The organism is Paraburkholderia terrae, assembly GCF_002902925.1.
In the GTDB taxonomy this organism is placed as follows: Bacteria; Pseudomonadota; Gammaproteobacteria; order Burkholderiales; family Burkholderiaceae; genus Paraburkholderia; species Paraburkholderia terrae.
The window spans coordinates 1421456-1448433 of the sequence record NZ_CP026112.1 but is presented as its reverse complement, the minus strand read 5'-3'; the positions used below and the strand labels follow the sequence as shown (position 1 = coordinate 1448433).

General features: G+C 64.6%; 23 protein-coding genes. 9 read left to right on the top strand and 14 right to left on the bottom strand.

What is annotated here, in order from left to right; genetic code table 11:
• Positions 1 to 4 precede the first annotated feature (4 nt).
• The gene (locus C2L65_RS22700; RefSeq protein ID WP_042314831.1) at positions 5 to 1204 is read left to right on the top strand and encodes a cytochrome P450; all 1200 of its coding nucleotides are present in this window, start codon (positions 5 to 7) and stop codon (positions 1202 to 1204) included.
• A 36-nt stretch (positions 1205 to 1240) separates the two neighbouring features.
• On the opposite strand, the gene C2L65_RS22695 is transcribed toward C2L65_RS22700, so the two are convergent.
• On the bottom strand, positions 1241 to 2161 hold the full coding sequence (locus C2L65_RS22695; RefSeq protein ID WP_042314832.1) for a pyridoxal-phosphate dependent enzyme: 921 nt from the start codon (positions 2159 to 2161) through the stop codon (positions 1241 to 1243).
• Between the two features lie 145 nt (positions 2162 to 2306).
• Complete coding sequence (locus C2L65_RS22690) at positions 2307 to 4175, bottom strand: ABC transporter ATP-binding protein (protein WP_042314833.1); 1869 nt, start codon at positions 4173 to 4175, stop codon at positions 2307 to 2309.
• 492 nt (positions 4176 to 4667) lie between these two features.
• Between C2L65_RS22690 and C2L65_RS22685 the strand changes: the two genes are divergently transcribed.
• The 5 genes from C2L65_RS22685 (at position 4668) to C2L65_RS22665 (ending at position 8529) form a co-directional block, all read left to right on the top strand.
• Entirely contained in the window at positions 4668 to 5723 is a 1056-nt protein-coding gene (locus C2L65_RS22685; RefSeq protein WP_042314834.1) for a phytoene/squalene synthase family protein, read from the top strand.
• Positions 5724 to 5823: 100 nt separating this feature from the next.
• Positions 5824 to 6162 carry a DOPA 4,5-dioxygenase family protein gene (locus C2L65_RS22680; RefSeq protein WP_042314835.1) on the top strand — a complete coding sequence of 113 codons (339 nt, stop codon included), beginning with the start codon at positions 5824 to 5826 and terminating at the stop codon, positions 6160 to 6162.
• A gap of 54 nt (positions 6163 to 6216) precedes the next feature.
• Positions 6217 to 6948, top strand: coding sequence for an FprA family A-type flavoprotein (locus C2L65_RS22675; RefSeq protein ID WP_042314836.1), 732 nt, complete (start codon positions 6217 to 6219; stop codon positions 6946 to 6948).
• 183 nt (positions 6949 to 7131) lie between these two features.
• The gene (locus C2L65_RS22670; protein WP_042314837.1) at positions 7132 to 7785 is read left to right on the top strand and encodes a glutathione S-transferase family protein; all 654 of its coding nucleotides are present in this window, start codon (positions 7132 to 7134) and stop codon (positions 7783 to 7785) included.
• Between the two features lie 33 nt (positions 7786 to 7818).
• The gene (locus C2L65_RS22665; RefSeq protein WP_042314838.1) at positions 7819 to 8529 is read left to right on the top strand and encodes a DUF899 family protein; all 711 of its coding nucleotides are present in this window, start codon (positions 7819 to 7821) and stop codon (positions 8527 to 8529) included.
• 118 nt (positions 8530 to 8647) lie between these two features.
• Here the strand turns inward: C2L65_RS22665 and C2L65_RS22660 are convergent, their stop codons facing one another.
• Together C2L65_RS22660 and C2L65_RS22655 are read right to left on the bottom strand one after the other, a co-directional pair.
• Positions 8648 to 9013 carry a hypothetical protein gene (locus tag C2L65_RS22660; protein WP_042314839.1) on the bottom strand — a complete coding sequence of 122 codons (366 nt, stop codon included), beginning with the start codon at positions 9011 to 9013 and terminating at the stop codon, positions 8648 to 8650.
• Between the two features lie 212 nt (positions 9014 to 9225).
• Complete coding sequence (locus tag C2L65_RS22655) at positions 9226 to 10362, bottom strand: MBL fold metallo-hydrolase (protein ID WP_042314840.1); 1137 nt, start codon at positions 10360 to 10362, stop codon at positions 9226 to 9228.
• 417 nt (positions 10363 to 10779) lie between these two features.
• Here C2L65_RS22655 and C2L65_RS22650 point away from each other — a divergent pair, with 417 nt between their 5' ends.
• The 3 genes from C2L65_RS22650 to C2L65_RS22640 all read left to right on the top strand — a co-directional run bounded on the left by C2L65_RS22650 (position 10780) and on the right by C2L65_RS22640 (position 16180).
• Positions 10780 to 13023: an NADP-dependent isocitrate dehydrogenase gene (locus C2L65_RS22650; protein WP_042314841.1), complete on the top strand. Its 2244-nt coding sequence runs from the start codon at positions 10780 to 10782 to the stop codon at positions 13021 to 13023.
• Between the two features lie 1059 nt (positions 13024 to 14082).
• Positions 14083 to 15321 (top strand): MFS transporter, encoded by a 1239-nt coding sequence (locus tag C2L65_RS22645; RefSeq protein ID WP_042314491.1) that lies wholly within the window; start codon positions 14083 to 14085, stop codon positions 15319 to 15321.
• A gap of 46 nt (positions 15322 to 15367) precedes the next feature.
• The gene (locus tag C2L65_RS22640) at positions 15368 to 16180 is read left to right on the top strand and encodes an alpha/beta fold hydrolase (RefSeq protein WP_042314490.1); all 813 of its coding nucleotides are present in this window, start codon (positions 15368 to 15370) and stop codon (positions 16178 to 16180) included.
• A 6-nt stretch (positions 16181 to 16186) separates the two neighbouring features.
• On the opposite strand, the gene C2L65_RS22635 is transcribed toward C2L65_RS22640, so the two are convergent.
• The 10 genes from C2L65_RS22635 to C2L65_RS22590 all read right to left on the bottom strand — a co-directional run bounded on the left by C2L65_RS22635 (position 16187) and on the right by C2L65_RS22590 (position 26911).
• The gene (locus tag C2L65_RS22635; protein WP_042314489.1) at positions 16187 to 17686 is read right to left on the bottom strand and encodes an efflux transporter outer membrane subunit; all 1500 of its coding nucleotides are present in this window, start codon (positions 17684 to 17686) and stop codon (positions 16187 to 16189) included.
• Positions 17683 to 18696 (bottom strand): efflux RND transporter periplasmic adaptor subunit, encoded by a 1014-nt coding sequence (locus C2L65_RS22630; protein WP_042314488.1) that lies wholly within the window; start codon positions 18694 to 18696, stop codon positions 17683 to 17685. The genes C2L65_RS22635 and C2L65_RS22630 overlap by 4 nt, the downstream gene beginning before the upstream one ends.
• The gene (locus tag C2L65_RS22625) at positions 18693 to 18902 is read right to left on the bottom strand and encodes a DUF1656 domain-containing protein (protein ID WP_042314487.1); all 210 of its coding nucleotides are present in this window, start codon (positions 18900 to 18902) and stop codon (positions 18693 to 18695) included. Before C2L65_RS22625 ends, C2L65_RS22630 begins: the two co-directional genes overlap by 4 nt.
• Before the next feature lie 34 nt (positions 18903 to 18936).
• Complete coding sequence (locus tag C2L65_RS22620; RefSeq protein WP_042314486.1) at positions 18937 to 21090, bottom strand: FUSC family protein; 2154 nt, start codon at positions 21088 to 21090, stop codon at positions 18937 to 18939.
• Positions 21091 to 21095: 5 nt separating this feature from the next.
• Positions 21096 to 21605 carry a MarR family winged helix-turn-helix transcriptional regulator gene (locus C2L65_RS22615; protein ID WP_042314485.1) on the bottom strand — a complete coding sequence of 170 codons (510 nt, stop codon included), beginning with the start codon at positions 21603 to 21605 and terminating at the stop codon, positions 21096 to 21098.
• A gap of 156 nt (positions 21606 to 21761) precedes the next feature.
• A complete protein-coding gene (locus C2L65_RS22610) occupies positions 21762 to 22343 on the bottom strand; it encodes a YdeI/OmpD-associated family protein (protein WP_042314483.1) in 582 nt (193 codons plus the stop codon).
• A 79-nt stretch (positions 22344 to 22422) separates the two neighbouring features.
• Entirely contained in the window at positions 22423 to 23655 is a 1233-nt protein-coding gene (locus C2L65_RS22605) for an NAD(P)/FAD-dependent oxidoreductase (protein ID WP_042314482.1), read from the bottom strand.
• Positions 23656 to 23680: 25 nt separating this feature from the next.
• A complete protein-coding gene (locus C2L65_RS22600; RefSeq protein WP_009769791.1) occupies positions 23681 to 24034 on the bottom strand; it encodes a RidA family protein in 354 nt (117 codons plus the stop codon).
• Between the two features lie 16 nt (positions 24035 to 24050).
• A complete protein-coding gene (locus C2L65_RS22595; protein WP_042314481.1) occupies positions 24051 to 25577 on the bottom strand; it encodes an amidase in 1527 nt (508 codons plus the stop codon).
• A gap of 47 nt (positions 25578 to 25624) precedes the next feature.
• Positions 25625 to 26911, bottom strand: coding sequence for an MFS transporter (locus C2L65_RS22590; protein ID WP_042314493.1), 1287 nt, complete (start codon positions 26909 to 26911; stop codon positions 25625 to 25627).
• Between the last annotated feature and the right edge of the window lie 67 nt (positions 26912 to 26978).

Below are 26978 nucleotides of genomic sequence, written 5' to 3'. Positions count from 1 at the left end.
AAGCATGAAATTCACCGATCTGTCGTCCCCGGCCTACTTCGACAATCCTTATCCGTTCTATGAAGGCATCCGCAGCGCGGGCGCCTTCGTGCCGCTCGCGCCCAGCATCATGTTGACGGGCCGTCACGCCGTCATCGACGCGCTGCTGCCCGACCGCCGCATGGGCAAGACGTACATGCCCAGCGTGGTCGCGCGATACGGCGAGAGTGCGCGCGAGCAGCCCGTGTTCCAGGCGCTCGAACGCACTTTCCTGATGATGAACCCGCCCACGCACACGCGCCTGCGCGCGCTGCTGATGAAGGCATTCAATGCGCGGCAGATCGAGACGCTGCGCACCATCGCGGAAGAAACGACGGACAGTCTGATCGACGCGATGCAAGGCAAGCGCGAAGTGGATCTCGTCAGCGAGTTCGCGATGCCGCTGCCGTTGCAGATCATCTGCCGGCTGCTCGACGTGCCCGTCGAGGATGGCGTGCGCTTCGGCGACGCGGCGAGCCTGCTGGTGTCGGCGTTCGATCTCGCGCCGATGTCCGCCGACGCGCTCGCGCGCGCGAATCAGGCGGCGCTCGAACTCGAACAGTATTTCCGGGCAGTGGTCGCGCAACGGCGCGCTACGCCGGGCCACGACATCGTGTCGTCGCTGATCCAGGCGGAAGAGGGTGGCGAGCGGTTGTCGGAAGACGAGATCATCTCAAACGTGATCTTGCTGTTCGTCGCGGGGCACGAGACCACGTCGAACATGCTCGGCAACGCGTTGATCGCGCTGCATCGGCATCCGGCGCAACTGGAGAGGCTGCGCGGCGACCCGTCGCTGGTGTCGAAGGCCGTAGCCGAATGCGCGCGCTATGACACGGCCGTGCAGATGGTGGTGCGTACCGCGTTCGACGATATCGACGTCGACGGACAGACGCTGCCGCGCGGCTCGATCGTCTTTATGCTGCTCGGTTCGGCCAATCGCGACCCGGAGCGTTTCGACGCGCCGGATACGCTTGATATCGGCCGCGAGCCGTCAGGCCATCTGCTGACGTTCGGCGCGGGCATTCACTACTGCCTCGGCGCGCGCCTCGCGATGATGGAACTCGAAATCGCGCTCCACAAGCTGCTGACACGTCTGCCGCAACTGCGCCTCACGAATCTCGATGCATTGCAGTGGCGCAGGCGGAACAACCTGCGCGGCGTCGAGTCGCTGATCGCCGCGCTGTGACCGGCTAGTCAGGAAGGCGTGACGTCCGTACGACGCTCACGCCATCTCGCGATGCCAGCGCTCCAGTTGCTCGACGGTCGTAGCCGCGCCGCCGCACACGATCACGAGCACGCTTTCGAAACGCTGTAGCGCTTCCGTCTGCCGATAGACGAGGGCGAGGCTCGCTCCACACGCAGGTTCGACCAGCACACGGTGATCGTCGACGAAACGGCGCGACGCATCCACGGCTTCCTTGTCCGACACCACCACGCATTCGACAGGATGCGTCTGCGTGAGCATGAACGCCTGCTCGCAGACCTGCTTCGCGCCCAGCGACGTCGCGACGCTCGTAATGCCCGGCAGCTCGATCCGCTTCCCGGCGCGCACCGATTGCGCGAGCGACGACGCGCCTTCCGTTTCAACTGCGATCAGTGGCACATGGCCAAGACCGTTGCGCCGCAGCCCTTCAATAGCGCCCGCCATCAGCCCGCCGCCGCCGACCGACAGCACAACGGCATCGAACTTCGCACCCGCGCGCACGACCTCGTCGATCATCGACGCATGGCCGTGCCACAAGAGCGGATCGTCGAACGGATGGATGAAGGCGTCGTCGGGACCGACCTGTTCGAGCGCGAACGCGTTCGCTTCCTGCCAGGTCGCGCCATGCACGATCACGTCCGCGCCCTGCAGGCGGATTAGTTCCTTTGCGCGCTCGCCCGTGCTTTGCGGCACGACGACCGTGACGGGAATCGACAGCGCGCGGCCCGCATACGCGACCGCGATGCCCGCATTGCCGCCCGACGAAGACACGAAGCGGCGTTTGCCACGCTTCGCATGCTCTTCGGCCGCGTAGCCGATGCCGCGGATCTTGAACGAGCCGGGCGGCTGCAGCGCGTCCATCTTGAGCAGCACGCGGCGGCCCAAATGCTGGCTGAGCGGTTGGGATTCGAGAAGCGGGGTGTCGATGTGCAGTGTCATGGCGGTGTTGCCGGAAGCGGCTTCGCTGAAGCGTTGAATCGCAGATGATAGCAAGCCGCAGCCGTCTGGGCTTGTTGCATCTGCGCATGAAAAAGGGCGGTTCGAAAAATCGAACCGCCCTCGGCCTCGCAGATAGAGCGATGGATTATTTGCCGGCGATCAGGCTCGGATCGCTGGCAAACCGCTCGCTGCCGCGCACCGGTCCATCGTCGAGCAGGCCCTTGGTCAACTCGAGCGCCTGACGTTCGAACAGCCGACGGTACACGCCGCCGTCAATCCGGATCAGTTGCTCGTGGCTGCCTTCCTCGACCACGCGGCCCTTGTCCAGCACTAGCAGACGGTCGAGCGCGCGTACCGTCGACAGCCGATGCGCGACGACGAGCGTCGTGCGTCCGACCATCAGCCGCTCCATTGCCTGCTGGATCAGCACCTCGCTTTCGCTGTCGAGGCTCGACGTGGCTTCGTCGAAGATCAGGATCGGCGCGTCGGCGAGGAACGCCCGCGCGATCGCGACCCGCTGGCGCTCGCCGCCCGACAGCTTCACGCCGCGTTCTCCGACCAGCGTGTCGTAGCCATGCGGCAGCGCATCGATGAAGTCGTGCGCGCTGGCGAGCTTCGCCGCCTGCACGATGTCATCGAACGATGCGCCGGGCCGCGCGTACGCGATGTTCTCCGCCAGCGAGCGGTGGAACAGCACGGGCTCCTGCTGCACGATCGCGATGTGCTGGCGCAGCGACGCCTGCTGCACGTCGGCGATGTTCTGCCCATCGATCGTGATGCGGCCTTCGTCGATATCGTACAGGCGCTGGATCAGCTTGATGAACGTCGTCTTGCCCGAGCCTGAATGTCCGACGAGACCGATCCGCTCGCCCGGCGCGATGCGCAGTGAGAAGTCGTTGTAGAGCGCCGTGCGCTGCGCGCCATAGCGGAACGTCACGTGCTCGAAGCGGATTTCGCCTTGCTCGATATCGATGGCGGGCGCGCCGCGTTTGTCTTCGATGCCGAGCGGCTCGCGTTCGAGCGCGACGAGTTCCTCCATGTCGTTCACCGAGCGTTGCAGGTTGCGCACGTGCATCCCGACATCGCGCAGATAGCCTTGCAGCACGAAGAAGGTGGTCAGCGCATACGTGATGTCGCCGACGCTCGCTTCGTCGCGCAGCCACAGCAGCAGCGCCGCGCCGAGAATAGCCGCCTGCATCAGCGCCAGCATGCCGCCCTGTACGCCGCCATTGGTCGTGCCGCGCTGCCACGTGCGGCGCGTGCGCTGCCGCCACTTGGCAATCACGCGATCTAGCCGGCTTTCCTCGCGCTCTTCCGCGCCGAACGCCTTGACCACGGCGTTACAGCTGACGGCGTCGGCGAGCGAGCCGCCCATGCGCGTGTCCCACAGATTGCCGAGACGCGCGGCGGGCGCAACGTAGCCGAGCGACAGCGCGACCGTTACCGCGACATACGTGAGCGAGCCGACACCGACCACGAGGCCCATCACGGGCCAGTGAAAGCCGAGCAGCACCGTCGATCCGGCGAGCATCAGCAGCGAAGGCAGCAGCGCGATCAGCAGCGTGTCGTTGAGCAGGTCGAGCGCCCAGATGCCGCGCGTGATCTTGCGCACCGTCGAGCCGGCGAAGCTGTTCGCATGCCAGTCGGTCGAAAAGCGCTGCACGCGATGAAACGCGTTCGCGCAGATCTCACTCATCATCTTGAGCGTCATCACGATGATGCTGCGATAGACCAGTTGCCGCAGCAACGTGCCGCCAATGCCAAGCGCGATCAGCACGCCGAACGCGACCAGCGCCGGATGCGACGCGACGTCCTTGCCGAGTGTGCTGCCCGATGCGAGCGCGTCGACCAGACGGCCCGCGAACAGCGGCGTGAGCACGTCCGCGAGCGCGGCCGACAGCGCGAACAGCGCAATGCCGACGACGCGCACGGGCTGCTTGCGCCAGTGAAGGAAAGTGAAGCCGAGAACGCTTCTGAACGCTTGCGCGCCAAAGTCGAGTTTTTTGCTAGCCATGTATGTCAGCGTGCGGCGCGAGGCGGCGCAGCGCTATCCAGTCAGGAGATTCGGAAGTCGACGACCGATGCCCGCCAACGCGCGGCGGCGACAAAGAAAACCGGTAGTCTGATAAAGGCGCGGGCGCTTGCGAGCCAGCGCGGACGGCAACCTAGCTAGGGGAGCAGAGGAAGCGTCGCGACATCCCGCGAGAGACTGCGATGTACATTGCGTGCATGGAATGCCTCCCTTGGGTGATTGAGTGGATGAAGAACGACTACGTTGAGGCTTGAATTCTAGCAGGAAAGCTTACGCGAGGTGATCGCAATGCGCGTTGACATGACGCAAAGTGTTGGTTTTATGCGTGCCTCATCGAATGATCGCGACCTGCCTTTGCAGCGCGCTTTGCAGCCCGTCACACGCGCGCCGGATACAATGCGGCAGCGCCGAATAACACCAACACCGCGTCCGTGCCCGACTGAAGCACGGACTCAACCTGATCGACTTCAACTCATGTCCAGTTCCACTCGGGCCTTTTTGCTGGGTCCGTTGCTCAAAGGGGTTTCCCGTTCCTTCTATCTGACGTTGCGCATTCTGCCCGCCGGCATGCGCGATCCCATCGGCCTCGCGTATCTGCTTGCGCGCGCCGCCGACACGATCGCCGATACCGCGCTGATTCCGCCCGAACAACGGCTCGCGCTGTTGCTCGCGTTGCGCGAACAGGTCAACGGCGCGACCGACGACGGCGAGCTTGCGCAGCGCCTCGCGAACGAAGTGGCGGGCCAGCAGACGCAATCGGATGAAAAGGTCTTGCTCGAATCGATCGCGCCCGCGCTCGACGTGCTCCAGCAACTCGACGCGGCCGACCGCGCCGCGGTGCGCGAGATCGTCACGACGCTGACGACGGGCATGGAATTCGACCTGCGCACCTTCCCCGACGAACGCTCGGGCCGCATCATCGCACTGCGCGAATGGGACGAACTGGATCGCTACACGTATCTGGTCGCCGGCTGCGTCGGCGAGTTCTGGACGAAGATGACCTACGCGCATCTGCCCGGCACGCTGAAAACCGACGAGCCCACGATGCTCGAACGCGGCGTGCGCTTCGGCAAGGCGCTGCAGATGACCAACGTGCTGCGCGATTGCGGCAAGGATTTGCGCATCGGCCGCTGCTATCTGCCGTCCACGATGCTCGACCGCTACGGCCTGACGCCGCAGATGTTGCTGGAGCCGCAAGCATCGCAGCGCGCGCAACCCTTGATGCACGAACTGGTGCGCAAGTCGCTCGATCACTTCCGCGCCGCGCTCGACTACACGCTCGCCATTCCGCGTTTCTCGCTGCGCTTGCGCCTCGCGTGCGTGTGGCCGATCGTGATCGGACTCGAAACGTTGCTGCTGCTCGTCGATAACGCGCACTGGCTGGAGCCGGCGAAAGTATCGAAGATCCAGCGCAAGCAGGTGTACGGCATTCTCGCGCGCTCGCTGCCTGTGTCGGTGTCGGATGCGGGGCTGCGTAGCTGGATCGAAGGGCTGATCCGGGCGATCGAATCGCGCATCGGCGTTCGATAAAACTCACTCAGTTCAATCCCGGTTTGTTCATACAGCCATCGAGCGCCTATGATGAACCTCGCACAACCCGAAAGAAGGACGGCCCCGGCCGCAACGGACCATGACGGCAATCGCCAGCTGGCACGCGCATGTGTACTTCGATCAGGCGACGCGCGACGCCGCATGGACGCTGCGCGAAACCATCGAAGCGCAGTTTCAGGGCAGATTCCAAATGGGGCGTTTTCACGAGCGCCCCGTCGGTCCGCATCCGATGTGGTCGTATCAGCTTGCTTTCGGCCCCGAACTGCTCGCGGAACTGTTCGGATGGCTCGCGCTCAATCACGGCGCGCTCGACGTATTCATCCATCCGAACACGGGCGACGCGCTGCGCGATCACCGCGATTGCGCGGCGTGGATCGGGCGCTCGTACCAGTTGAATCTCGCCGCGTTAGGCGGTTAGCGCGTATTCGGCGCGGCGCATCGTTGCGCGCGCAGCGCGCATGGAGGTCGGGTCATGACGGTCACCAATGCGGTGTCGGGCACCAACGTCCATGAAGTCGCGGACAGCATTTACCGGATCAACACGCCTGTGTTCTTCGAGGGCGGGCCGGGCGGCTTCTCCTTCAACCAGTATCTGATCGTCGACGACGCGCCGCTGTTGTTCCATACCGGCCCGCGCAGGATGTTCGCGCTCGTGCGCGAAGCGGTGGCGTCAGTGTTGCCGCCCGAACGGCTGCGGCATATCGCGTTCTCGCATGTCGAAGCGGACGAGTGCGGCTCGCTCAATGAATGGCTTACCGCCGCGCCCCAAGCGCAGCCGCTGTGCAGCGGCGTCGCCAAGCTGGTGTCCATCGACGATCTCGCCGATCGGCCCGCGCGCGGTCTCGAAGACGGCGAAACCGTCGATCTCGGACGCCACCGTCTGCGCTGGCTCGCGACGCCGCATCTGCCGCATGCATGGGAATGCGGGATGCTTTTCGACGAGACGACGCAGACGCTGCTGTGCGGCGATCTGTTCACGCAAGGCGGCGCCGACTTGCCCGCCGTGACGGGCGCGGACATACTCGGTCCGAGCGAGGCGTTCCGGCGCAGCATGGATTACTACTCGCACACGAAACACGGCGACGCGATGCTGGAGCGGCTCGCCGCACTCGAGCCGCACACGCTTGCGTGCATGCACGGCAGCGCGTGGCAGGGCGACGGCGCGGCGCTGCTTCGCGCGCTGGCGGTCTCGCTGCGCGAGTGAGTGCGCGGGCGCGTTGACGCGGCGAATCGATGGCGCGAATCACGGCGATAAGTGACGCGCCCAGCAATCCACGCCGCAGCGCAGCAAAAGTTTTTTCGCGCGTACTGTCGATTCCCGTCGCCACCGCTCGTCGTCACAGTAAGCGGGCATATCGTCCGCTATCTGCCAGCAAGGACGACGACGATGACCTTGAAGCTCTACGCCCATCCGTTTTCTTCGTACTGCCAGAAGGCGCTCACCGCGCTTTACGAGAACGGCACGCCGTTCGACTACCGCCGGCTCGACGAACCCGGCGCGATGGACGAACTCGCTGCGCGCTGGCCCATCCGGCGCTTTCCGGTGCTCGTCGACGCGGGACGCACGATCGCCGAGGCGACCGTCATCATCGAGCATCTCGGCTTGCATCATCCCGGCCCGGTTCAACTGCTTCCCGACGATCCGCGCGCGGCGCTCGAAGTACGCTTCATGGATCGTTTCTTCGACAACTACATTGCCACGCCGCAGCAGAAGATCGTCTTCGACAGCCTGCGCGACGAGAGCGAACGCGATGCGCGCGGTGTCGCCGATGCGCGCGCGCAGCTCGAGGTCGCGTATGCGTGGCTCGACAACACGATGAGAGACCGCGAGTGGGCGGCAGGCGAGCGCTTCAGTCTCGCGGATTGCGGCGCCGCGCCGTTTCTCTTCTATGCCGAGTGGACGCACCAGATCGATCCGAAATTCGAATACGTGATTGGGTATCGCAAGCGTCTGTTGAAGCGGCCTTCGTTCGCGCGCGCCGTCGAGGAAGCACGGCCGTATCGTCATCTGTTTCCGCTCGGCATGCCGGAACACGACTGATTTCATGGTTCGTCAATTGAATGGGAGGTCGCGATGTCTTCTGCATCTTCTCTTGTGCCTGCCGCCGAACTGGCGAAGCGCAACGGCCGGCACTATCCGAACGAGAGCGTCGAATACCGGCGCGCCCGCGACGCGCTGCTCGCGGAGGAAATCGAGCTGCGTCGTCACATCGAACGCGTCGCGGAACAGCGCCGCGCGCTGCCGCCGGGCGGCGACGTGACGGGCGATTACCGCTTCATCGGCGAAGCGGGGCCCGTCGATCTCGCCGGGCTGTTCGGCGACAAGGACACGCTCGTGATCTACAGCTACATGTTCGGACCGCAGCGCGAGCGGCCTTGTCCGATGTGTACGTCGCTACTGAGCGCGTGGGACGGCGAGGCGCGCGACATCGCACAGCGCATCGCGCTGGCCGTGGTCGCCCGTTCGCCGATCGAGCGGCTCGTGGCGTTCAAGAAGGAGCGCGGCTGGCGCGATCTGAAGCTGTATTCGGACGTGAATGGCGAGTACAGCCGCGACTTCGACGCGATCTCCGACGACGGCGGCGACGACGCGGCGTTTCAGGTCTTCACGCGTCGCGACGGCACGATCCGGCATTTTTATGCGGCTGAGATGGGATTCCCGACCGTCGATCCCGGCCAGGACCCGCGCGGCGCACCGGATCTGATGCCGATGTGGACGATCTTCGACATGACGCCCGAGGGGCGCGATCCGCATTGGTATCCAAAGCTCGACTACGCGCGGTGACGCGAACGCGCGGCGGGTCGTTGGGGACGCCGCCGCGTGCGTATGGAGACAGGCATGAAGGCGAACGTGACCGCGCCGCGACCACGCGGCGAGTACCGTTCGCAGGTGTGCGCTGGTATCAGTCGGCGAGGCGCTTGTCGGCGAGTGCGCGTTCGCAGTCGCCGAGCACGGTGACGACGAGGCGCGCCTGAGCGTCGAGTTCGTCAGTGTCGAGAATCTCTTCGACGGCATCGCGTGCCCAGTCGGCTTCGACAAACGATGCATGCCGCTGCGCGATGTCGAGCGCGAGGGCCGACAGCCTCGCAATGCATAACCAGTCGGCTGTGCGCCCGTGCCGGTCGAGCCACTTGTGCGCGGCCTCTACGTGAAAGGACGGTGTGGGCCAGGTCTCGTTCAGATACCAGGCACCCAGGCTTCCGCACGTGAGCCAGCACAGCAGCTCCACGCGGTCGCGTTGGCTTAGAAGATGGCGTACATCACTCATGGCGACGCTCGCGAAGGTAACGGATATGACGTGAGTTCCGCGTAGCAAAGCTCGAACCCGTGTGTGTACGACAATAACACGACGTTGTGCCTTGCACGACAGGGTTTAACCGAATTAGGGGTGTCTCGCGTGATGTTGAATGTGTGCTGACCGACAATCGGGTGTTCTTGCTGCGCTGCATTGCACAGGCGCAGTGCAGCGCGGCTCGCGTTTTAGCGCGAACACGTCGAGTGTGAATCGGCCGATGTGTCGAGGCGGATCATCTGGCCGTGATGGAGAACCGTGAAAGCGTCATCGGGCAGGCCGGCTTCATGGGTCGCTTCGGCGAGTTTTTTCGGCGGTTCGTCGAGCGCCTCGTCGGTCAGTTCGAACGTGCCCCAGTGAATGCCGATCGCTTTTTTCGCGTGTACGTCCTCGAAGATCTGCACGGCCTGCTGCGGGTCCACGTGCTGAGGGCCCATGAACCAGCGCGGCTCATAAGCACCCACGGGAATCAGCGCGAGATCGACGCAACCGAATGCGGCGCCGATCCGCTTGAAGTCGTTCGAGTAGCCGGTGTCGCCCGCGAAATACACCGAGAACGGATGCGCGGCGCCCACTGGCGTCTTCACGACCCAGCCGCCCCACAGCGTCTCGTTGCGATCAGTCAGGCTGCGCGCGGACCAATGCGTCGCGGGCACGAACCAGAAGTCGAGGCCAGCAACGCTGGTTTCGTCGCCCCAGTCCAGTTCCTGCGCGTTCGTGATGCCTTTTTTCGCGAGCCAGTCCTTGATGCCGAGCGGCACGAGAAAGAGCGGCGGCCCGCCAGGCTGCCCGTTCAACGCCTCGACGCTCGCGGTGTCGAGGTGGTCGTAGTGGCTGTGCGAGATCAGCACGACGTCGATATGCGGCAACTCGTCGAGCGCGAGACCGGGCGGCACGCGCCGCTTCGGCCCGGCGAACGTGAAGGGCGACGCGCGCTCGGAAAACATCGGATCGGTGATCACATTGACGCCGTTGATCTGCAGCAAGGCGGTCGCGTGGCCGATCCACGTCATCGTATCGTCGCTGCGGTTCGCCTGGATCCACGCGACGTCGGGGTGATCGACGGGAAACGCGTAACCGTTCGCGGGCGGTGGCGGCAAGCCGTGCGTCCAGCGGTTCCAGCGCCATTTCCATACCGAGCCGCGCGCGAGCGGTCCGTCGTTGTTCTCGTAGCCGTTCTCGGTACGAGGCGCGTGATGGATGCCGCTTTCGGCGAGCTTGTCGGGCGATGGATCGGGCTGCTGCGCGCCGACGGCGCAATTCGCCGACGCGGCGCTCAAAACGATGGCGGCGCAGACGAGGCGCAAGCGGAGCGGAAAGGGCATCGTGTATCGAATGGGCTGCGGCCGTAGAATCGATGGTGAAACAGTGTAGACCGGACGTCGCGTGCTACGCCCGCGCGGTGGCGGAACGACGGTCGCCTTCGATCGCGTCGTGGCTGCAGAATCGTTCATCTTCACGCCATTTGCTACGCGCAATCTCGATCGGCGTCCGTTTGCCGTCAACACCGCATAACGGAACAATTGTGCCTGTGCCCGAATTGCAAAATGCAATGAAGTGCCGTTCGCGACGATGAAAAAGCAGCGAAGCGGCGCAAATCGTGCATTTTTTTGCCTTAAACGCGTTTCGACCGGCACGATTCAAACCGTCAAAATCCAAAATAAGGCAAAATTCGGGGCATTCGCGTCGGCCGTGGCGTCGCCGGCGGCATTTCCCAACCTTTCTCGACCAAGAGCAAAGCGATGAGTAACAAGCAACCTACGATCATCTACACCCTGACCGACGAAGCCCCGCTGCTCGCGACGAGTGCTTTTCTGCCGATCATCCGTACGTTTACCGCTCCGGCTGGCGTCAATGTCGAGACCAGCGACATCTCCGTGGCCGGCCGTATCCTCGGCGAGTTCGCGGAATTCCTGACGGAAGAACAGCGCGTGCCGGACAATCTGGCCGAGCTGGGCCGCCTCACGCAAGACCCGGACACGAACATCATCAAGCTGCCGAACATTTCGGCGTCGGTGTTCCAGCTGATCAGCGCGATCAAGGAACTGCAGTCGAAGGGCTACAAGGTTCCGGATTATCCGGAAGACCCGAAGAACGACGAAGAAAAAGAGATCCAGAAGCGTTACTCGAAGTGCCTCGGCAGCGCGGTGAACCCGGTTCTGCGCGAAGGCAATTCGGACCGCCGTGCGCCCGCCGCCGTCAAGAACTACGCGAAGAAGCACCCGCACAGCATGGCCGAGTGGAGCATGGCGTCGCGCACGCACGTCGCGCACATGAAGCATGGCGACTTCTACCACGGCGAAAAGTCGATCACCAACGACAAGGCACGTGAAGTCCGCATGGAACTCGTCACGAAGCGCGGCGAGACCATCGTGCTGAAGCCGAAGATCAAGCTGCAGGACGGCGAGATCGTCGACAGCATGTTCATGAGCAAGAAGGCGCTGGTCGAGTTCTATGAAGACCAGATGGAAGACGCACGCAAGACGGGCGTGATGCTGTCGCTGCACGTCAAGGCGACGATGATGAAGGTCTCGCACCCGATCGTCTTCGGCCACGCCGTCAAGGTGTTCTACAAGGACGCGTTCGCCAAGCACGCGAAGCTGTTCGACGAACTGGGCGTGAACGTCAACAACGGCCTCGTCGATCTGTACACGAAGATCGAAGCGCTGCCGGAATCGCAGCGCGATGAAGTGATCCGCGACATGCACGCGTGCCACGAGCACCGTCCGGCGCTGGCGATGGTCGATTCGGCCAAGGGCATCTCGAACCTGCACGCACCGAACGACGTGATCGTCGACGCATCGATGCCCGCGATGATCCGCGCGGGCGGCAAGATGTGGGGCGCCGACGGCCGTCCCGCCGACACGAAGTGCCTGATCCCGGAAAGCACGTTCGCGCGCATCTACCAGGAAATCATCAACTTCTGCAAGACCAACGGCGCATTCGATCCGAAGACGATGGGCACGGTGCCGAACGTCGGCCTGATGGCGCAGAAGGCGGAAGAATACGGCTCGCACGACAAGACCTTCGAGATCGCCGAAGACGGCGAAGCGCGCATCGTCGACAACGCGACGGGCGAAGTGCTGAGCGGCCTCACGCAGCAGGTCGAGCAGGGCGACATCTGGCGCATGTGCCTCGTGAAGGACGCGCCGATCCGCGACTGGGTCAAGCTCGCCGTCACGCGCGCGCGCAACTCGGGCATGCCCGTGGTGTTCTGGCTCGACCCGTACCGTCCGCACGAAAACGAGCTGATCCACAAGGTGCAGGCATACCTGAAGGATCACGACACGGATGGTCTCGAGATTCACATCATGTCGCAAGTGCGCGCGATGCGTTACTCGCTGGAGCGCGTGATTCGCGGCCTGGACACGATCTCGGCGACGGGCAACATCCTGCGCGACTACCTGACCGACCTGTTCCCGATCATGGAACTGGGCACGTCCGCGAAGATGCTGTCGATCGTTCCGCTGATGGCGGGCGGCGGCATGTACGAGACGGGTGCGGGCGGTTCGGCGCCGAAGCACGTCAAGCAGCTGGTCGAAGAGAACCACCTGCGGTGGGATTCGCTGGGTGAGTTTTTGGCGCTGGCTGTGTCGCTTGAAGAGCTTGGTATCAAGTCGGGGAATGCTCGCGCCAAGGTGCTGGCGAAGACGCTGGATGCTGCTACCGGCAAGCTGCTCGACAACAACAAGAGCCCGTCGCCGAAGACTGGCGAGCTCGATAACCGCGGCAGCCAGTTCTACCTGGCGATGTACTGGGCGCAGGAACTGGCCGCGCAGACGGATGACGCGGAACTTGCTGCCAAGTTTGGCACGCTGGCCAAGGTGCTGACGGAGAATGAGAAGACTATCATCGGTGAACTGGCGGACGTGCAGGGTAAGGGTGTTGATATCGGTGGCTATTACCAGCCGGATTTTGCGAAGCTGGAAGCGGTGATGCGGCCGAGTAAGACGCTGAATAACGCGCTGGCAGCGGTGACGGTTTAAGCTTTCTGCCTCTAGCGATTTGAGCGGAGCCCGCGCATTCTGGTTTGGATGTGCGGGCTTTTTGCTGCGCAGCCGGTTTGGTTTGCTTGTGTTTGCGCTGGCATCCGCGGTTTGGCTTCGTGGCGCGGTCGGTTTGGTTTTTTGGGGTTTTCGCTGGCATCCGCACTTCGTTAGCTTGCTTCAAGCGTCGCCCCTGTGCGGGGCGGCACCTACTTTTCTTTGCCGCCGCAAAGAAAAGTAGGCAAAAGAAAGCGGCTAACACCGCTAATTCTTGTGTTTGCCTGAGGGCCCCCAACCGGCCTTACGCTTCACACGGCAATCACGTGACTCACGTTCGTTGCCAGCGCTCTTGCGGTGCGCCTCACCCGCTTCACACCCCCGCGTAGCAACACACCGTGCCAGATAGTCCGCCGCCGCCCAGGTGGCAAACTGTGTGTAGGCTTTCAGGCCGTACACGCATCACTCCAGACTGAAAACACAGGCCCGTTGCAACGCTTGCTCCATGAGCATTACCTGCTTCACACCCCCGCGTCGCATCCATACTGCGTCAAGCTTCCCACCTTCTAAAGTGGCAAACTGTGTGTCGGCTTTCAAGCCGTACACGCATCACCCCGGACTAAACAGCAAGGTCGGTGTCTCTGATAAGAGCCCCCTCGCGTACGATGCGACAACCTACACACAGTTTGCCACCTGGGCGGCCGCAACCGTTCGCTGCCGCTGGCCGTTGTACGGGTGCCTGAAGTGGGGGAGGCGCTTATTAAGAGCGATGGCAACGGGCGGGGAACAGCGCGTTATCATCTGAAGTGTGGGACCGGTTGGGGGCCCTCAGGCAATAACAAGGGCTGGCGGTGTTAGCCGCTTTCTTTTGCCTACTTTTCTTTGCGGCGGCAAAGAAAAGTAGGTGCCGCCCCGCACAGGGGCGACGCGTGAAGCACGCTAACGAATCGCGGATGCCAGCGAAAGCAAAAGCGAACCCAAACCCAAAACACCAACAACGCCTGCACGAGCCAAAACGTCAAACGTGAGCCGCGTGCAACGCACAAACATCAACCCAACTGCATGCGCGCTCAACATCAGGCGTTCTTCGCTTCGCTGTTCTTCTCACGGCTCGCGGACCAGATACTGCTTTTTCTAGTGCCGCTCGTCGTCTTCCAGACGACCCAAAAGGCGACATGGTCCGGCATTGCGTTCTTCATCGAGGCGTTCCCGCGCTATATCGTGTTTCCCGTGTGCGGCGCGCTGTGCGATCGTATGTCGCCCGTTACGGTGCTGCGCGCAAGCCAGCGCTTTCGCGCAATGGCGTGCGCGGCAGGCATCGCAGGCTTCGCGGTGGCAGGCGGCATCGGCTGGCTGATCGCACTGTCCGCCGTATGCGGCACGCTGACCAGCCAGGGGCTCGTCGCGCGCGAAGTGCTGCTGCCGCAGGTATTCACGTCCGAGCGCTTCGAGAAGGTGCTGTCGTACGCGCAGATTGCCGATCAGGTCGGCGTGGTGCTCGGCCCGATGCTCGCAGGTTTGCTGCTCGGCTGGTGGCGTTGGGAATACGTCGTCGGCGTCGCGGCCGTACTGTTTTTCGCCGCCGATGGCGCGACACTCTTCTGGCAGCGCGCAAGCGCTTTCGAATGGACGCCGCACGGGCATGGAGGCGGCGACTGGTTCGCGCCCGTAAAAACGGCGCTGGCGCATGTCGTGAGGTTGCCGGGGCTGAGCCGGCTGGTCGCGCTGGCCGCCGCCGAGAATCTCGTGATCGGCGTGACGCTCGCGACCTCGGCCGCGATGGTGACGGGGCTGCATCGCCGGCCGGATGCGTTCTACGCGTTCGTGCAGACGGCGGGCGCGATCGCGACGATCGTGATCCTGCTGCTGATCGCCCGCGTGCGGATTCCGCGCAAGACGCTCGGGCTCGTATCGTTTCTTGCGATCTTCGCGGGCGGCCTGCTCGCGGGCGTGAGTCCTTCCGTGTGGGGCTACGTCGCGGGCTTTCTGCTGATCGTTGGCTTCGACAAGATGTTCAGCATCTATATCCGCAGCGTGCGTCAGGCGATTATTCCCGCGAAGGACTACGGCAAGACGCTTGGCGTCGTCATCATGCTCAATAACCTGACGCAACCGCTGGCGGGTTTGCTGGTCGGCGTGTTTTCCGGGAATGGGCGCATGAGCGTGGTCGTTGTGGCGATCTCGCTCGGGATGGGCGCGCTGGGGCTGATCGTCGTGCTCGTGGGTCTCGGCGCGGAGCGGCGGCGAGCACACGTTGCGCCGCTGAGCAAGCAGACGCCCGACAGCGCCGACGGAGCGTGAACTGTCACAATGAACCGGTAGCTTTTCTTCACGGAGCGCGATCGACATGCAATCGGACGACGAACTGAAACACTTCGAAGCGCACGGCGCGGCGCCGCTGCCCGAAGCGCAGGAAGAAGGCTTTGTGGACAACGCGGGCGCACGCATCGCGTGGTCGACGTACGGCGCGGGCCACCCCGTGGTGCTGTTGCACGGCGGCCTCGGGCATCGCGGCAACTGGGGTTATCAGGTGCCCGTGCTGGTTGCGGCGGGCTACCGGGCGATCCTGATCGACAGCCGCGGACATGGCCGCAGCACACGCGACGCGCAACCGTACAGCTACGAGCTGATGGCGTCCGACGTGCTCGCCGTACTCGACGCTCTGCACGTACAGCAAGCGGCGTTCATCGGCTGGAGCGACGGCGCGTGTACCGCGCTGATTCTCGGCCGGCGCGCGCCGCAGCGCGTCGCGGGCGTGTTCTTCTTCGCGTGCAACATGGACCCCGGCGGCGCGAAGCCATTCGTGCCGACGCCCGTGATCGACCGCTGCTTCAGGCGGCATCGCGCGGACTACGAGGCGCTGTCGGCAACGCCCGGCGAGTTCGACGCGTTCGTCGCCGCCGTCAGCGAGATGCAGCGCACGCAGCCCGATTACTCGGCCGACGATCTCGCGCAAATCCGCGTGCGCGTGACCATAGCGATCGGCGAGCACGACGAGTTCATCAAGCAGGAACACGCCGTGTATCTGGCGCAAACCATCCCGGACGCCGAGCTGATCGTGCTGCCGAACGTCAGCCATTTCGCGCCGCTGCAGCGGCCTACGCTGTTCAATGGCGTGATCGAGCGGTTCGTCGGAACCGCTTTCGAAGCGGACGACTGAAGCGGCTCAGTCGGCCTTGGCGCCGACTTTCTCGCTGGCGCTGCTGTCGTTCTTTTCTTCTTCCCAGCCGCCGCCGAGCGCGAGGAACAGATTCACCTGATCGACCGCAACCTGGCCTTCGGCCGCCGACACCTGCGCGGCGACGCTCGTGAGCGTGCGCGTCGCGTCGAGATCGTCGATGAAGGTGTCGCGGCCCGCGGCGTACAGGCGATGCGTTTCATCCGCCGACTGCACGGCCGACTTGTACGCGGTGCGCAATGCATCGGCGCGCGTCGTATCGGATGCGTAGGTCGACAGGCTCGTCTGCGTTTCGCGCAGCGCATTCAGCACGACGCCGTCGAAATGCGCGAGCGCGCCGCCCGTCGCGGCTTCCGCTTCGTGGACGCGGGCGCGCTGGCCGTTGATCGGGAATGTCCAGCTGATCAGCGGGCCGAACGCCCAGCGGTTCGTGGTCGGGCCGAACAGATCCTCGACGACGCCGACCGAGCCCGCCGATGCGCCAATGCTCACGGTCGGATACAGCGCCGCCGTCGCGACGCCGATGCGCGCCGTCGACGCCGCCAGCAGCCGTTCGGCCTGGCGCACGTCCGGGCGGCGCTTGAGCAGCGCCGCACCGTCGCCGACGGGAATCGGTTGCTTCAGATGCGGCAGCCGGCTGCAGGCGAGGGCGGCGGGCGGCAGATCGGACGGCGCGCGCGCGAGCAGCATCGCGAGCCGGTATTGCGCGGCGCGGCGGCGCGCGACGAAGCGCGGAATGTCGGCGGCGAGCGTGTCGGCCTGGGTCTGGCCGCGCGTCACATCGGGCTGGTTGCCGCGGCCTGCGTCGCGCAGACGTTGCGTGAGCTTGACCCGTTCCTTTTGCAGGGCCAAAGACTTCTGCGCGATCTCCAGTTCTTCCGCTGCCGAGCACGATTCAACGTAGGCGCGCACGACATCGGCGACCACCGTGATGCGGGCGAGGTCGCTTGCGGCTTCGACGGCTTCGTCGTCGGCCTTCGCGGCTTCCACGCCGCGCCGCAGCTTGCCGAACAGATCGATCTCATACGACACGCTCAGATCCAGCGCGCCTTCGTTGACGACGGGAATCTTTTCCGTCAACAGGTACTGTTCGGCGGATTCCTGCGCGCGCTGGAAGGCCGCCGACGTCTTGCCGGAAAAGCCGCCCTGTTCGTTCGCGAAGTCGAGCTGGGCGCGCGAGCGCGCGAGATTGGCGGCGGCGACGCGCAGATCGGTGTTCGACGACAGCGCTTCTGTGACCAGCTGATCGAGCACGGGGTCGTCATACAGACGCCACCACTTCGACGGCACGGCTTGCTGCGTGACGGGCGCCTTGTCCGCGCCGTCGATGGCCGCGTTCGCATACGGCGCGTTGACGGCCGCGTTCTCCGGCAGTTTGTAGTTCGGGCCGACCGTCGTGCAGCCGTTCAAAGCGAGCGCGATGGGCAACAAAGCCGGCAGCAACGCCAGGCCGGCGCGCGTTGCCGTGAGGGACGGAAAGCGTTTCATTGCGATGCGCCCGATGCAGAATGCGTAGCGCTAGACGGCGCGGTGCCGACGATAGCCGCGCCCGTGGTCGAAGCCCCCGCGCCAGCCGATGCAGCCGAAGCAGCCTTCGCATCCGATGCCGCCGGGCGGCGTCCCATCGAAGGCCCGATGCCGCGCACCGACACCGTCGCCGTGCGGCCCGCGATCATGCGGAAGTCGGCGGGCACTTCGTCGAGTGCGACGCGCACGGGAATGCGCTGCGCGAGGCGCACCCAACTGAACGCCGGGTTCACGTTCGGCAGCAGGTTCTGGCTTTGCTGGCGGTCGCGGTCCTCGATCGCGGCGACGATGCTCAACACGTGGCCGCGCAGCACGCCCGGTTCGCCCATCACCTTGATGTCGACGGGCTGGCCGATGTCGATGCCATGCAGCTTGGTTTCCTCGAAATAGCCGTCGACGCGGAACGAATGCATGTCGACCACCGACAGCACCGCGCGTCCCGCCGAAATGTACTCGCCCACACGCGGCGCGCGATCGTTCAGATAGCCGTCCACAGGACTGACGATCACCGTCCGCTGCAGGTTCAGGCGCGCCGTGTCGATCGCGACTTCGGCGTCGGCGAGCGCGGCCGTGGCCGTTTCGACACGCGAGTGCGTCTCTTCGACGACTTCACGGGCGACGAGATTGCCGAGCGCGCGGTTGCGGGCATCTTCGCGGCGCGCCTGATCGAGCGTCGCGCGGCGCTGCTGCGCGGTGGCCTGTGCGTTGCGCAGCGCGAGCGCATAGCGCGCCTGGTCGATCACGAACAGCACTTCGCCTTGCTTGACCTGCTGGTTGTCGACGACCTTGACCTCGGTGATGAGGCCGGATACGTCCGGCGCAACCTGGATCACGTCGGCGCGCACATGGCCGTCGCGCGTCCACGGCGCGAACATGTAGTAGTCGACCAGCTTCCACAGCACGGCCGCTGCGATCACGACGACGATAAGAGTGAGCAGGATCTGCCCGACTGAGAACCAGGTTTTTTTCACGTTATGAACCGGTGCGAAACGATGACGACAAGCCCCAGCACCAGAACATAAATGCCGAGATCGAAAATGGAACGGTGCCAGATGAAACGGTAAACGCCGATGCGCGCGAACAGGTTGCGCAAGACCAGGTTCACCAGATAGGCGATGAACATCAGCACCAGCACGGCTGGCACGAAGACGCCGAGGATGTCGATTTCGCCGATCATTTGCGTCGACAGAAAGTAAGAGATGGGTTTCGCATCAGGCTGCGGTCTCCGGTTGAGGCGGCGGATTGCTGCCGGGCGCGGGATGCGGCGGAAACAGCGACAGGCGCATGCCGACCAGCGCGTGCAGCGTCTCGCGCAGCCAGCGCTCGCCGGAAGGCGCAGCGGGGGCGGGCGCAGCGCCTTGTTCCGCCGCCTGTCCCTGTTGTCCCTGCTGCGTGCCGCCTTGCGTCTGCGCGATGTTGCGCGTGGTCACTTGCGCGACGGCGGCATCGATCGTTTCGATCAGCGCGGCGGGCACCGGCTGCCGTTCGCGGCGCGCGATACATTGCTCGAAATACTGCCGCACGCCGACGAGCACGTCATCGATGGAGCCTTGCAAGTCGGCTGCCAGCTTGCGGCGCGTGCGTCGCAGGTCGAGCGCGTTCAGCGCGACGCGGAAGTCGCGGAAGCTTTCGATCGACGGATGACGGTTCGAGTCCGAGGCCGCGTGGCGCGGCAACAGTTGCATCAGCCGGTCGAGCATGCGCGAGTACAGATTGCGCTGGTCTTCGATGGCGGCCGTCGACGCGCTCACCACGACGTCGGCCCATGCGGAACGCGTGAGCCGACCGGCGGCGAGTTCGGCGCCGAACGGCCGCGTGATGCGCGTCCAGATGAAAGCGAACAGCAAGCCCGCGACGCCCGCCAGATTGCTGTTGATGAACACGAAGAAGTCGGCCTCGTAAGCGCTCTGAATGCTGATGAAGGTCGCCGTGTTGACGGCCGTGAGCAACGTCACGAGCGTGAACTGCGGGCTCGGGATCAGCGTGCCGATGATCAGGAACGGCCCGGAGAAGATCAGGACCAGCATCGCGAAATCGTGGACGTGCGGCAGCACTACGAACACGTACAGTCCGGCCAGTACGACGCTCGCGCAGGTCGCAAGGAAGAACTTGAAGACGGAGGGCGCGGGATCGTCGAGCGCCGCGAAGAAGCAGCAGGAGACGGCGGCGAGCGTGACGGCGGCTGCGCCGTCGTTCCAGCCCGACGTGATCCACAGTCCGCACGCGACGATCACCGCGCCGACGGCCGAAGCCGTCGAGAACAGCATCATGCCGTAGTCGAAGAAGCGCTCGGTGCCGCCCAGCCGCCAGTGGCGAAAGTGCGGGCGCCACAGGACCGTTTCGTGAACGATGGCCGCGCGCAGGCAGCGGATGTCACGCCAGACGTCGATGACCTGGCCCAGACGCCACAGCGCGTTCGACAGCAGCGCGCCGTCCCAGCTCGTCAGCGCCTGTGCGGAAGGCCGCAGCGCATCGACGCGCGCGCGCAGCGCTTCCGCTTCCTGATCGGGCTCGTCGGCGTATTTGGCTTCGAGCGCGGGCGCCTTGATCCACTTCGCGACGTCCGCGAGCAGCGCCTCGACTTCGGGCGAATGCGCGCCGCGCTGCCGTATCAGTTCGATCAGCGGATCGGCCATCGACGAAATCAGCGGCAGGAATATCTGCATTCGCCCCTGCAACGCGCGCGCGCGGCGCACGATATCGGGCCGTGTGTGATCGTAGGTCAATTGGCTCAGCAGGAATTCGAGCCCGTTGACCGTGGCCGCGAGGCGTTGGCGCGAGGCCGAGATCGTCGCGCCGGCAATATGGCCGGACAGCGTTTCGCTGGCGTAGAACGCGGCGTCGCGGAACCAGGCGTCGGTGCGCTCGATCAGCGTCGGCGCGAGCCGGCTCGGAAACACCACGCTGCCGACGATGCTCGCGACCACGATGCCGAGCAGGATCTCTTCCGTACGCGTGATGGCGAGATCGAAGACGGTGGTCGGATTGGTGACGGCGGGCAGCGCGATCAACGGCAGCGTGTAGCCGGCGAGCAGGCACACATAGCTGCGCGCGGTGCGGTCATTCAGCGACACATAGAGCATCGTGCCCGTCCACAGCCCGACGATCGTGCTGAACAGGAACGGCGACTCGACAAAGGGCGGCACGATCAGCACCGCGCCCGCCGCGCCGAGCGCCGTGCCGAGCGCGCGGTACAGCGCCTTCGAGCGGGTCGCGCCGACGAATGGGTTCGAGACGATATAGACGGTCGCCATCGCCCAGTACGGGCGGGGCAGTTCGAGCGCAAGGCCGATGTACAACGCGATCATCGCGGCCGCGAACGTCTTGGCGGAAAACAGCCAGTCGCGGACTGAGGGATAGGCCATGGCGGTTATGCGTTGCGTTTGCCGCCGGATCGTGCGGCAGCGGCTGGCTCGTCGGATACGCCCTTGTCGGAAGTGACTGTAGCATCCAGCGACGCGTTGAAGGCATTCAGCACCCGCAGCGTCGTCTCCAGGTCCTCGCGGCTCACGCCTTTGAGCACGCGCGCGCGCAGTTCCATCAGCCGCTCTTCCATGCGCGCGGTGACGGCGCGGCCTTCGTCGGTGAGGGTGATGGTTTTGGCGCGCTTGTCGTCGGGGTCTTCGTCGCGGCGCACGAGGCCCGCCGCGCATAGCTGATCGAGCAGCCGCACCAGCGACGGGCCTTCGATCCCCACATGTTCCGCGAGCGTCACCTGACGCACGGCTTCGCCCAGGCGGTTGGCCGTAAGCAAAGGACCCGCGCACGCTTCCGACACGTTGTAGGCGGACAACACGCTATGGCTCGTGCGGCGCCAGCGGCGCGCGGCGACGACCAGCGTGCTGCTGACGGAGCGGCGTAGAAGGTGGAGATTGACCATGGGCCGGGATTGTATGTCGATTTTTATTCGTTAGCATCCTATCGACCTACATTTTTTAAGGAAATGCTACAAAGTTCGCTTGCCGTGTGTTTCATGGATGAGCGGCGGCGGGGCGTCCGCCCACCGCCCGCCGCTTTTAGAACTTTCCGGGCGGACTCACTCGTCGTTCAGACCCTTGCCTTCAAGAATCAACGGCATGCACTTTTCGATCCGCGATTCCCGCGTTTTCGATTGCTTCGCCGACGAGAAGTGCAGCAGATAGGCGCGTTGCCGTCCGGGTGTCAGCGCTTCGAAAGCAGTCTTCAGCTTGGGCAACTTGTCGAGTCTGGTCTGGAATTCCTCGGCGACTTCAAACTCTTCGGTCGATTTGTGGGCCACTTTCAGGCCGGCTTTTTCGACTTCGATAGCCGCGCGGATATAGGTCTTCAGAACGGATTGCAGCTTGACGATTTCCTGCAGACTCGTGAATCGCACCTGCCGGGCTGACTGCACGTTCTCTGTCTGCTGGATCAGGATGCCTTTCGGGTCCTTCAGCAACGCGCCCTTGACGAACAGGATTGCGCAGTATTCCTTGAAGCCGTGAATGAGCACGACGTTTTTGTCGTCGAACGTGTAGCACGGAACGCCCCATTTCAACTCCTCAGTGACGGGGCATTCCAGCACGATCGCTCTGAGTTTTTCGGTTTCTTCACGCCACTGTTTGAGTTTGCCGATATAGGCGTCGACCTTGGGATTCATTTTTGTCCCTCAGAAAATAAGGCGAGCCTATGGTACCGCCCGGCGCCAGGGGCGGTAAACCGGGCTAGAGGCGATCGGGCTAGAAGCGATCGGCGCGGAACGGATGCGGGTCGGCGACGGGCGTGGCGCCCGTCATCATTTCCGCGAGCAGGCGCCCCGTGACGGGCCCGAGCGTCAGGCCGTGATGCGCGTGGCCGAACGCGAACCACAGGTCCTTGTGGCGTGTCGCGGGGCCGATGATCGGCATCATGTCCGGCGTGCATGGACGGCGGCCGAGCCACGGACGCTCGTCGAGCCGCGCGCCGAGCGGGAAGGTGTCGCGCGCGATAGGTTCGATCGCATCGAGTTGCACGGGAGTTGCCGGCGCGTCGCAGGCGGCCAGTTCCGCGCCCGTCGTCAGCCGGATGCCGCGCGCCATCGGCGTGATCATGTAGCCGATCTCGGTATCGAGCACGGGTTGATTCAGCTTCGCGCCGTCCTGCGCCGCGTAGTGCATGTGATAGCCGCGCTTGACCGCGAGCGGCAGCCGGTAGCCGAAGCGCGCGCTGACGGTATCCGACCAGGGCCCGAGTGAGATGACGGCCGACTGCGCGTCGATGCGGCCCGCCTCCGTGTCGACGCTCCAATGCGGTTCGAGCGACGACGCATCGCCGATGAAGATCCGCCCGCCAAGCTGCTCGAAGTAACGCGCGTAGGCCGTGACGAGCGCATTGGGGTCGCTGACGGACTCGGCGTCCGTGTAGCGCAGCGCGCCCAGCAGCGCGTGGCTCAGCGACGGTTCCGCGCGCCTCAGTTGCGTTGCATCGAGTGCGTCGAAGGTGACGCCGTACTCGGCTTGCCAGCGCTCGACGTCACGCAATGCGGCGTCCTGCTTGCGCGCGCTGCGAAACACTTTCAGCCAGCCGCCCGTGCGCACCAGCGCCTGCGCGCCCGAAGCGTCGATCAACGCGCGATGCTCGCTCACGCAATGCTCGATCAGAGTTGCGTACGCACGCGCGATGGCCGTATGACGATCGGCGCGCGAGTAGTGCCAGTAGCGGTACAGAAACGGCAGCAGCTTCGGCATCGCGCTGAAGTGATAGCGGACATCGAGCGAGCGGTTGCGCGCGTAGCGCAGCAGCGTGCTGGCGTCGCGCGGAAACGCATACGGGTAGACGCCTTCGCGCTGGATCAGCCCCGCGTTGCCAAACGACGTCTCGTTGCCCGGCGCCTTGCGATCGACGAGCGCCACAGTGAGCCCGCGCTTTTGCAGATGCACGGCAACCGACACGCCAACCATGCCGCCACCGAGTACGACGGTATCGAACTTCATTGCTGCGTATCCTCGCGCGATGACGTCATGCGAGCGCCGTTACGGCGATTTCGACATCGAGGCCCGGCTTCATCAACAGGGCCTGCACGCAGGCGCGCGTCGGCGCGTGGCCCGTCGGCACCCACGCATCCCACACGGCGTTGAATTCGTCGAAGTGCTTCGGGTCGCTCAGCCACACGTTCGCGGTGAGCACGCGCGTCTTGTCGACGTTCGCCGAGGCGAGCAGCGTGTCGATGCGCGTGAGGATTTGCGTCGTCTGAACGGTGATTGACGCGCCCGCTGTGTCCGGCACCTGGCCGGACAGATAGACGATGCCGTTCGCAATCACCACCTGGCTCATGCGGGCGTTGGTTTGCAGTCGCTGGATTTCGTTGGACATGATGGATATCGCTGAGTTAGACGGATGACATGCCGGCTTGGGCTTCGCCGGTGGAATCGAAAATGGGCGGCGCGGTAACGATCGATTTGAGCGCCGGGTTCGGCTGCGTGAGACGCGACAGATCGGGACGCGGGCGGCGCAATGCGGGGTTCGTGTCGAAAGCCTGTTCCATCGCGCGCGCCACGGCCAGCGTCTTGAGGTCGCCATGAAACGGCCCGACGATCTGCAAGCCGAACGGCATGCCTGCCTCATCGACACCGCATGGCAGCGACAGCGCGGGATGCGTCGTCAGCGTTACCACATAGGTAAGCGCGAGCCACCGGTAGTAGTTCTCCTGCGCGCGTCCGTTGATCTGCGCCGCGTAAAGCTCGCGCCACGGGAACGGCGAAACGGGCGTGGTCGGCGAGAGGATCACGTCGTAACGGTCCAACGCTGACTGGAAGCGCCGGAAAATGCGCGTCTGTTCCGCCTGTGCCCATGCGCTGTCGGCGAGCGTCATCGCGGCGCCCATTTCGTAGTTCGCGCGCGTGTTCGGACCGAGCGCGCCCGGATCGCGCGCATACGCGTCGCGCAAGCCCGCGACGAAGCTCTCCGCACGAATCACGTCGAACGCCCGATGCGCGTCGCCGAGATCGAACTGGACTGGCTCGCAGGTTTTCACCATCGGCGCGAGCGCCGCCATGCGGGCGCGGAAGAGGGCGCGGATGCCGTCGTCGACGTCGCAGCAGCCGAAGTCTTCCGTATAGCCGATGCGCAGCGTGGCGAGATCGAGAGCGGGCAGCGTGGCGAAACCGAGTGGATCGACTTCGTAGCTGAGGGGATCGCCTGTGGAAAGGCCCGCTGTCGCCGCGAGTTGCAGTGCCGTCTCTTCGACGTCGCGGCCCATCGGCCCGACTACGGAGATCGGCGTCCAGCCGAGCAGCCGGCGCGAGTTGGGCACGAGCCCGGCGGACGGCCGGAAGCCGACCACGCCGCATTTCGACGCTGGAATGCGCAGCGAGCCGCCTGTATCCGAGCCGGTGCAGACGGGCAGCATGTCGCAAGCGAGCGCCGCCGCCGAGCCGCCTGATGAGCCGCCCGCGTTCAGTTCCGGATTGAACGGATTACCCGTCGCGCCCCACACGGGGTTGCGCGTGTTCGCGCCCGCGCCGAGTTCGGGCACGTTGGTCTTCGCGACGAGAATCGCACCCGCCGCGCGCAGCCGCTCGACCAGCACGACATCACGCGACGGCACATGGCCGCGCGACATCGGCGAGCCGTACGTGGTCAGCAGGCCCGCCGTGTCTTCGAGATCCTTCACGCCGAGCGGCAGCCCGTGCAGCAGCCCGAGCGGCTCGCCGTCCAGCACTTTGCGCTCGGCCGCCTTCGCGGCCTTGCGGGCGTCGTCGTAACAGGTTGCCGTGATCGCATTGACGGCGGGGTTGAGGGCTTCGATCCGCTCGATGCAGGCATCGAGCAACTCGACGGGGGAAATCTCTTTCGCGCCGATCATCCGGCGCAATTCGACGGCGTTGCGGGCGACGAGGTCGTCGTTATCAGACATGGTTCAGGTTCCGGGTTGTTCCTGCTTGTCGGTGATGACGGATGAGCTCAATCGAGCGCTTCGCCCGTGCGGTCGCGCAGCCAGATCACGGGCACGAGCGACACTGCGCAGGCCGCCGCGACGTACCACGCGGGCGCGAGCGGGTTGCCCGTCAGCGCGACGAGCCAGCTCGCGACGAACGGTGAAAAGCCGCCGAAGAACGACGCGCTCACCACATAGGTTAGCGCGATGCCCGTCGCGCGCACATGTTTGGGGAACAGTTCGGGGATCATCACGAGCACGGGCACGATCTGCCCGGCGACGAACAGTGCGAGAAACGCGGACACGGCGCACAGCATCAACGTCGAAGGCTGCGCGGACAACCATGCGAACGCGGGATACACGGTGAGCAGCAGCGTCACACGCGATATGACGAGCACGCGCTTGCGGCTGAACCGGTCGGCGAGCTTGCCCGCGATGGGCGCCGCGACGAACAGCACGAGCGAGCTGATCACGCCCGAAGCAACCGACGCCGTCGACGACAGATGCAGCGTGCGCACCGCATGGCTCGGCAGAAAGAACGCGGTGATATAGACGGAAACCGAGCCGCCGAGCTCGGCGAACGTGCCGAGTATCGTCAGCTTCAGATGCGTGGTGAGCGCCGCTTTCAATGCGCCGCGACGATGCGTGCGGGCGGATGATGCATCGCTGAGCGTTTCTTCGAGACGCCGGCGGATCAGCATGCCGACGGGCGCCGCGACGATGCCGAGCACGAACGGAATGCGCCAGCCCCAGGCGAGGATCGCGTCCTTCGGCAGCGAGACATTGACGAGCGTTGCGACGGCGGCGCCGAGTGCGAGACCGAGCGCCGTCGCCGCGAAGTTCCAACTGGCGAAGAACGCGCGCGTCGAGTCCGATGCGTATTCGACCAGCAGCGTCGTGCCGGGGCCGAACTCGCCGCCCGCGGCGAAGCCCTGGATCAGACGCGCGGCGAGCACGATGAAAGGCGCGGCCATCCCGGCCACCGCGTAAGGCGGCGCGCAGGCGATCAGCGCGCAACTCAGCGCCATCAGCATGATGGTCAGCACCATCGCCTTCTTGCGGCCCGCGCGGTCGGCGTACGCGCCGATCACGATGCCGCCCAGCGGCCGCACGACGAAGCCGACGCCGAACACGCCGATCGACAGCAGAAACTGGTTCACGGGCGACGCGGAAGGGAAGAACAGCTGCCCGATCTGGATCGCGAAGAAGCTGTAGATGGTGAAGTCGTAGAACTCCAGCGCCGTGCCGAGCGTCGTCGCGGCGATGACCTGGGTTTTCGACAGACCGGCTTTTTCCAATGCAAGCGTTGACACGTCGACCGCTCCTGAGTGGAACTGCATGGGACTGGAATCGATGCGAGTTATCATATACGAGAAAAAA

Excerpts from the sequence above, each read along its gene's own strand:
- C2L65_RS22700 (WP_042314831.1), top strand. The coding sequence starts at position 5 with ATGAAATTCACCGATCTGTCGTCCCCGGCCTACTTCGACAATCCTTAT.
- C2L65_RS22695 (WP_042314832.1), bottom strand. The coding sequence starts at position 2,161 with ATGACACTGCACATCGACACCCCGCTTCTCGAATCCCAACCGCTCAGC.
- C2L65_RS22690 (WP_042314833.1), bottom strand. The coding sequence starts at position 4,175 with ATGGCTAGCAAAAAACTCGACTTTGGCGCGCAAGCGTTCAGAAGCGTT.
- C2L65_RS22685 (WP_042314834.1), top strand. The coding sequence starts at position 4,668 with ATGTCCAGTTCCACTCGGGCCTTTTTGCTGGGTCCGTTGCTCAAAGGG.
- C2L65_RS22680 (WP_042314835.1), top strand. The coding sequence starts at position 5,824 with ATGACGGCAATCGCCAGCTGGCACGCGCATGTGTACTTCGATCAGGCG.
- C2L65_RS22675 (WP_042314836.1), top strand. The coding sequence starts at position 6,217 with ATGACGGTCACCAATGCGGTGTCGGGCACCAACGTCCATGAAGTCGCG.
- C2L65_RS22670 (WP_042314837.1), top strand. The coding sequence starts at position 7,132 with ATGACCTTGAAGCTCTACGCCCATCCGTTTTCTTCGTACTGCCAGAAG.
- C2L65_RS22665 (WP_042314838.1), top strand. The coding sequence starts at position 7,819 with ATGTCTTCTGCATCTTCTCTTGTGCCTGCCGCCGAACTGGCGAAGCGC.
- C2L65_RS22660 (WP_042314839.1), bottom strand. The coding sequence starts at position 9,013 with ATGAGTGATGTACGCCATCTTCTAAGCCAACGCGACCGCGTGGAGCTG.
- C2L65_RS22655 (WP_042314840.1), bottom strand. The coding sequence starts at position 10,362 with ATGCCCTTTCCGCTCCGCTTGCGCCTCGTCTGCGCCGCCATCGTTTTG.
- C2L65_RS22650 (WP_042314841.1), top strand. The coding sequence starts at position 10,780 with ATGAGTAACAAGCAACCTACGATCATCTACACCCTGACCGACGAAGCC.
- C2L65_RS22645 (WP_042314491.1), top strand. The coding sequence starts at position 14,083 with ATGCGCGCTCAACATCAGGCGTTCTTCGCTTCGCTGTTCTTCTCACGG.
- C2L65_RS22640 (WP_042314490.1), top strand. The coding sequence starts at position 15,368 with ATGCAATCGGACGACGAACTGAAACACTTCGAAGCGCACGGCGCGGCG.
- C2L65_RS22635 (WP_042314489.1), bottom strand. The coding sequence starts at position 17,686 with ATGAAACGCTTTCCGTCCCTCACGGCAACGCGCGCCGGCCTGGCGTTG.
- C2L65_RS22625 (WP_042314487.1), bottom strand. The coding sequence starts at position 18,902 with ATGATCGGCGAAATCGACATCCTCGGCGTCTTCGTGCCAGCCGTGCTG.
- C2L65_RS22620 (WP_042314486.1), bottom strand. The coding sequence starts at position 21,090 with ATGGCCTATCCCTCAGTCCGCGACTGGCTGTTTTCCGCCAAGACGTTC.
- C2L65_RS22615 (WP_042314485.1), bottom strand. The coding sequence starts at position 21,605 with ATGGTCAATCTCCACCTTCTACGCCGCTCCGTCAGCAGCACGCTGGTC.
- C2L65_RS22610 (WP_042314483.1), bottom strand. The coding sequence starts at position 22,343 with ATGAATCCCAAGGTCGACGCCTATATCGGCAAACTCAAACAGTGGCGT.
- C2L65_RS22605 (WP_042314482.1), bottom strand. The coding sequence starts at position 23,655 with ATGAAGTTCGATACCGTCGTACTCGGTGGCGGCATGGTTGGCGTGTCG.
- C2L65_RS22600 (WP_009769791.1), bottom strand. The coding sequence starts at position 24,034 with ATGTCCAACGAAATCCAGCGACTGCAAACCAACGCCCGCATGAGCCAG.
- C2L65_RS22595 (WP_042314481.1), bottom strand. The coding sequence starts at position 25,577 with ATGTCTGATAACGACGACCTCGTCGCCCGCAACGCCGTCGAATTGCGC.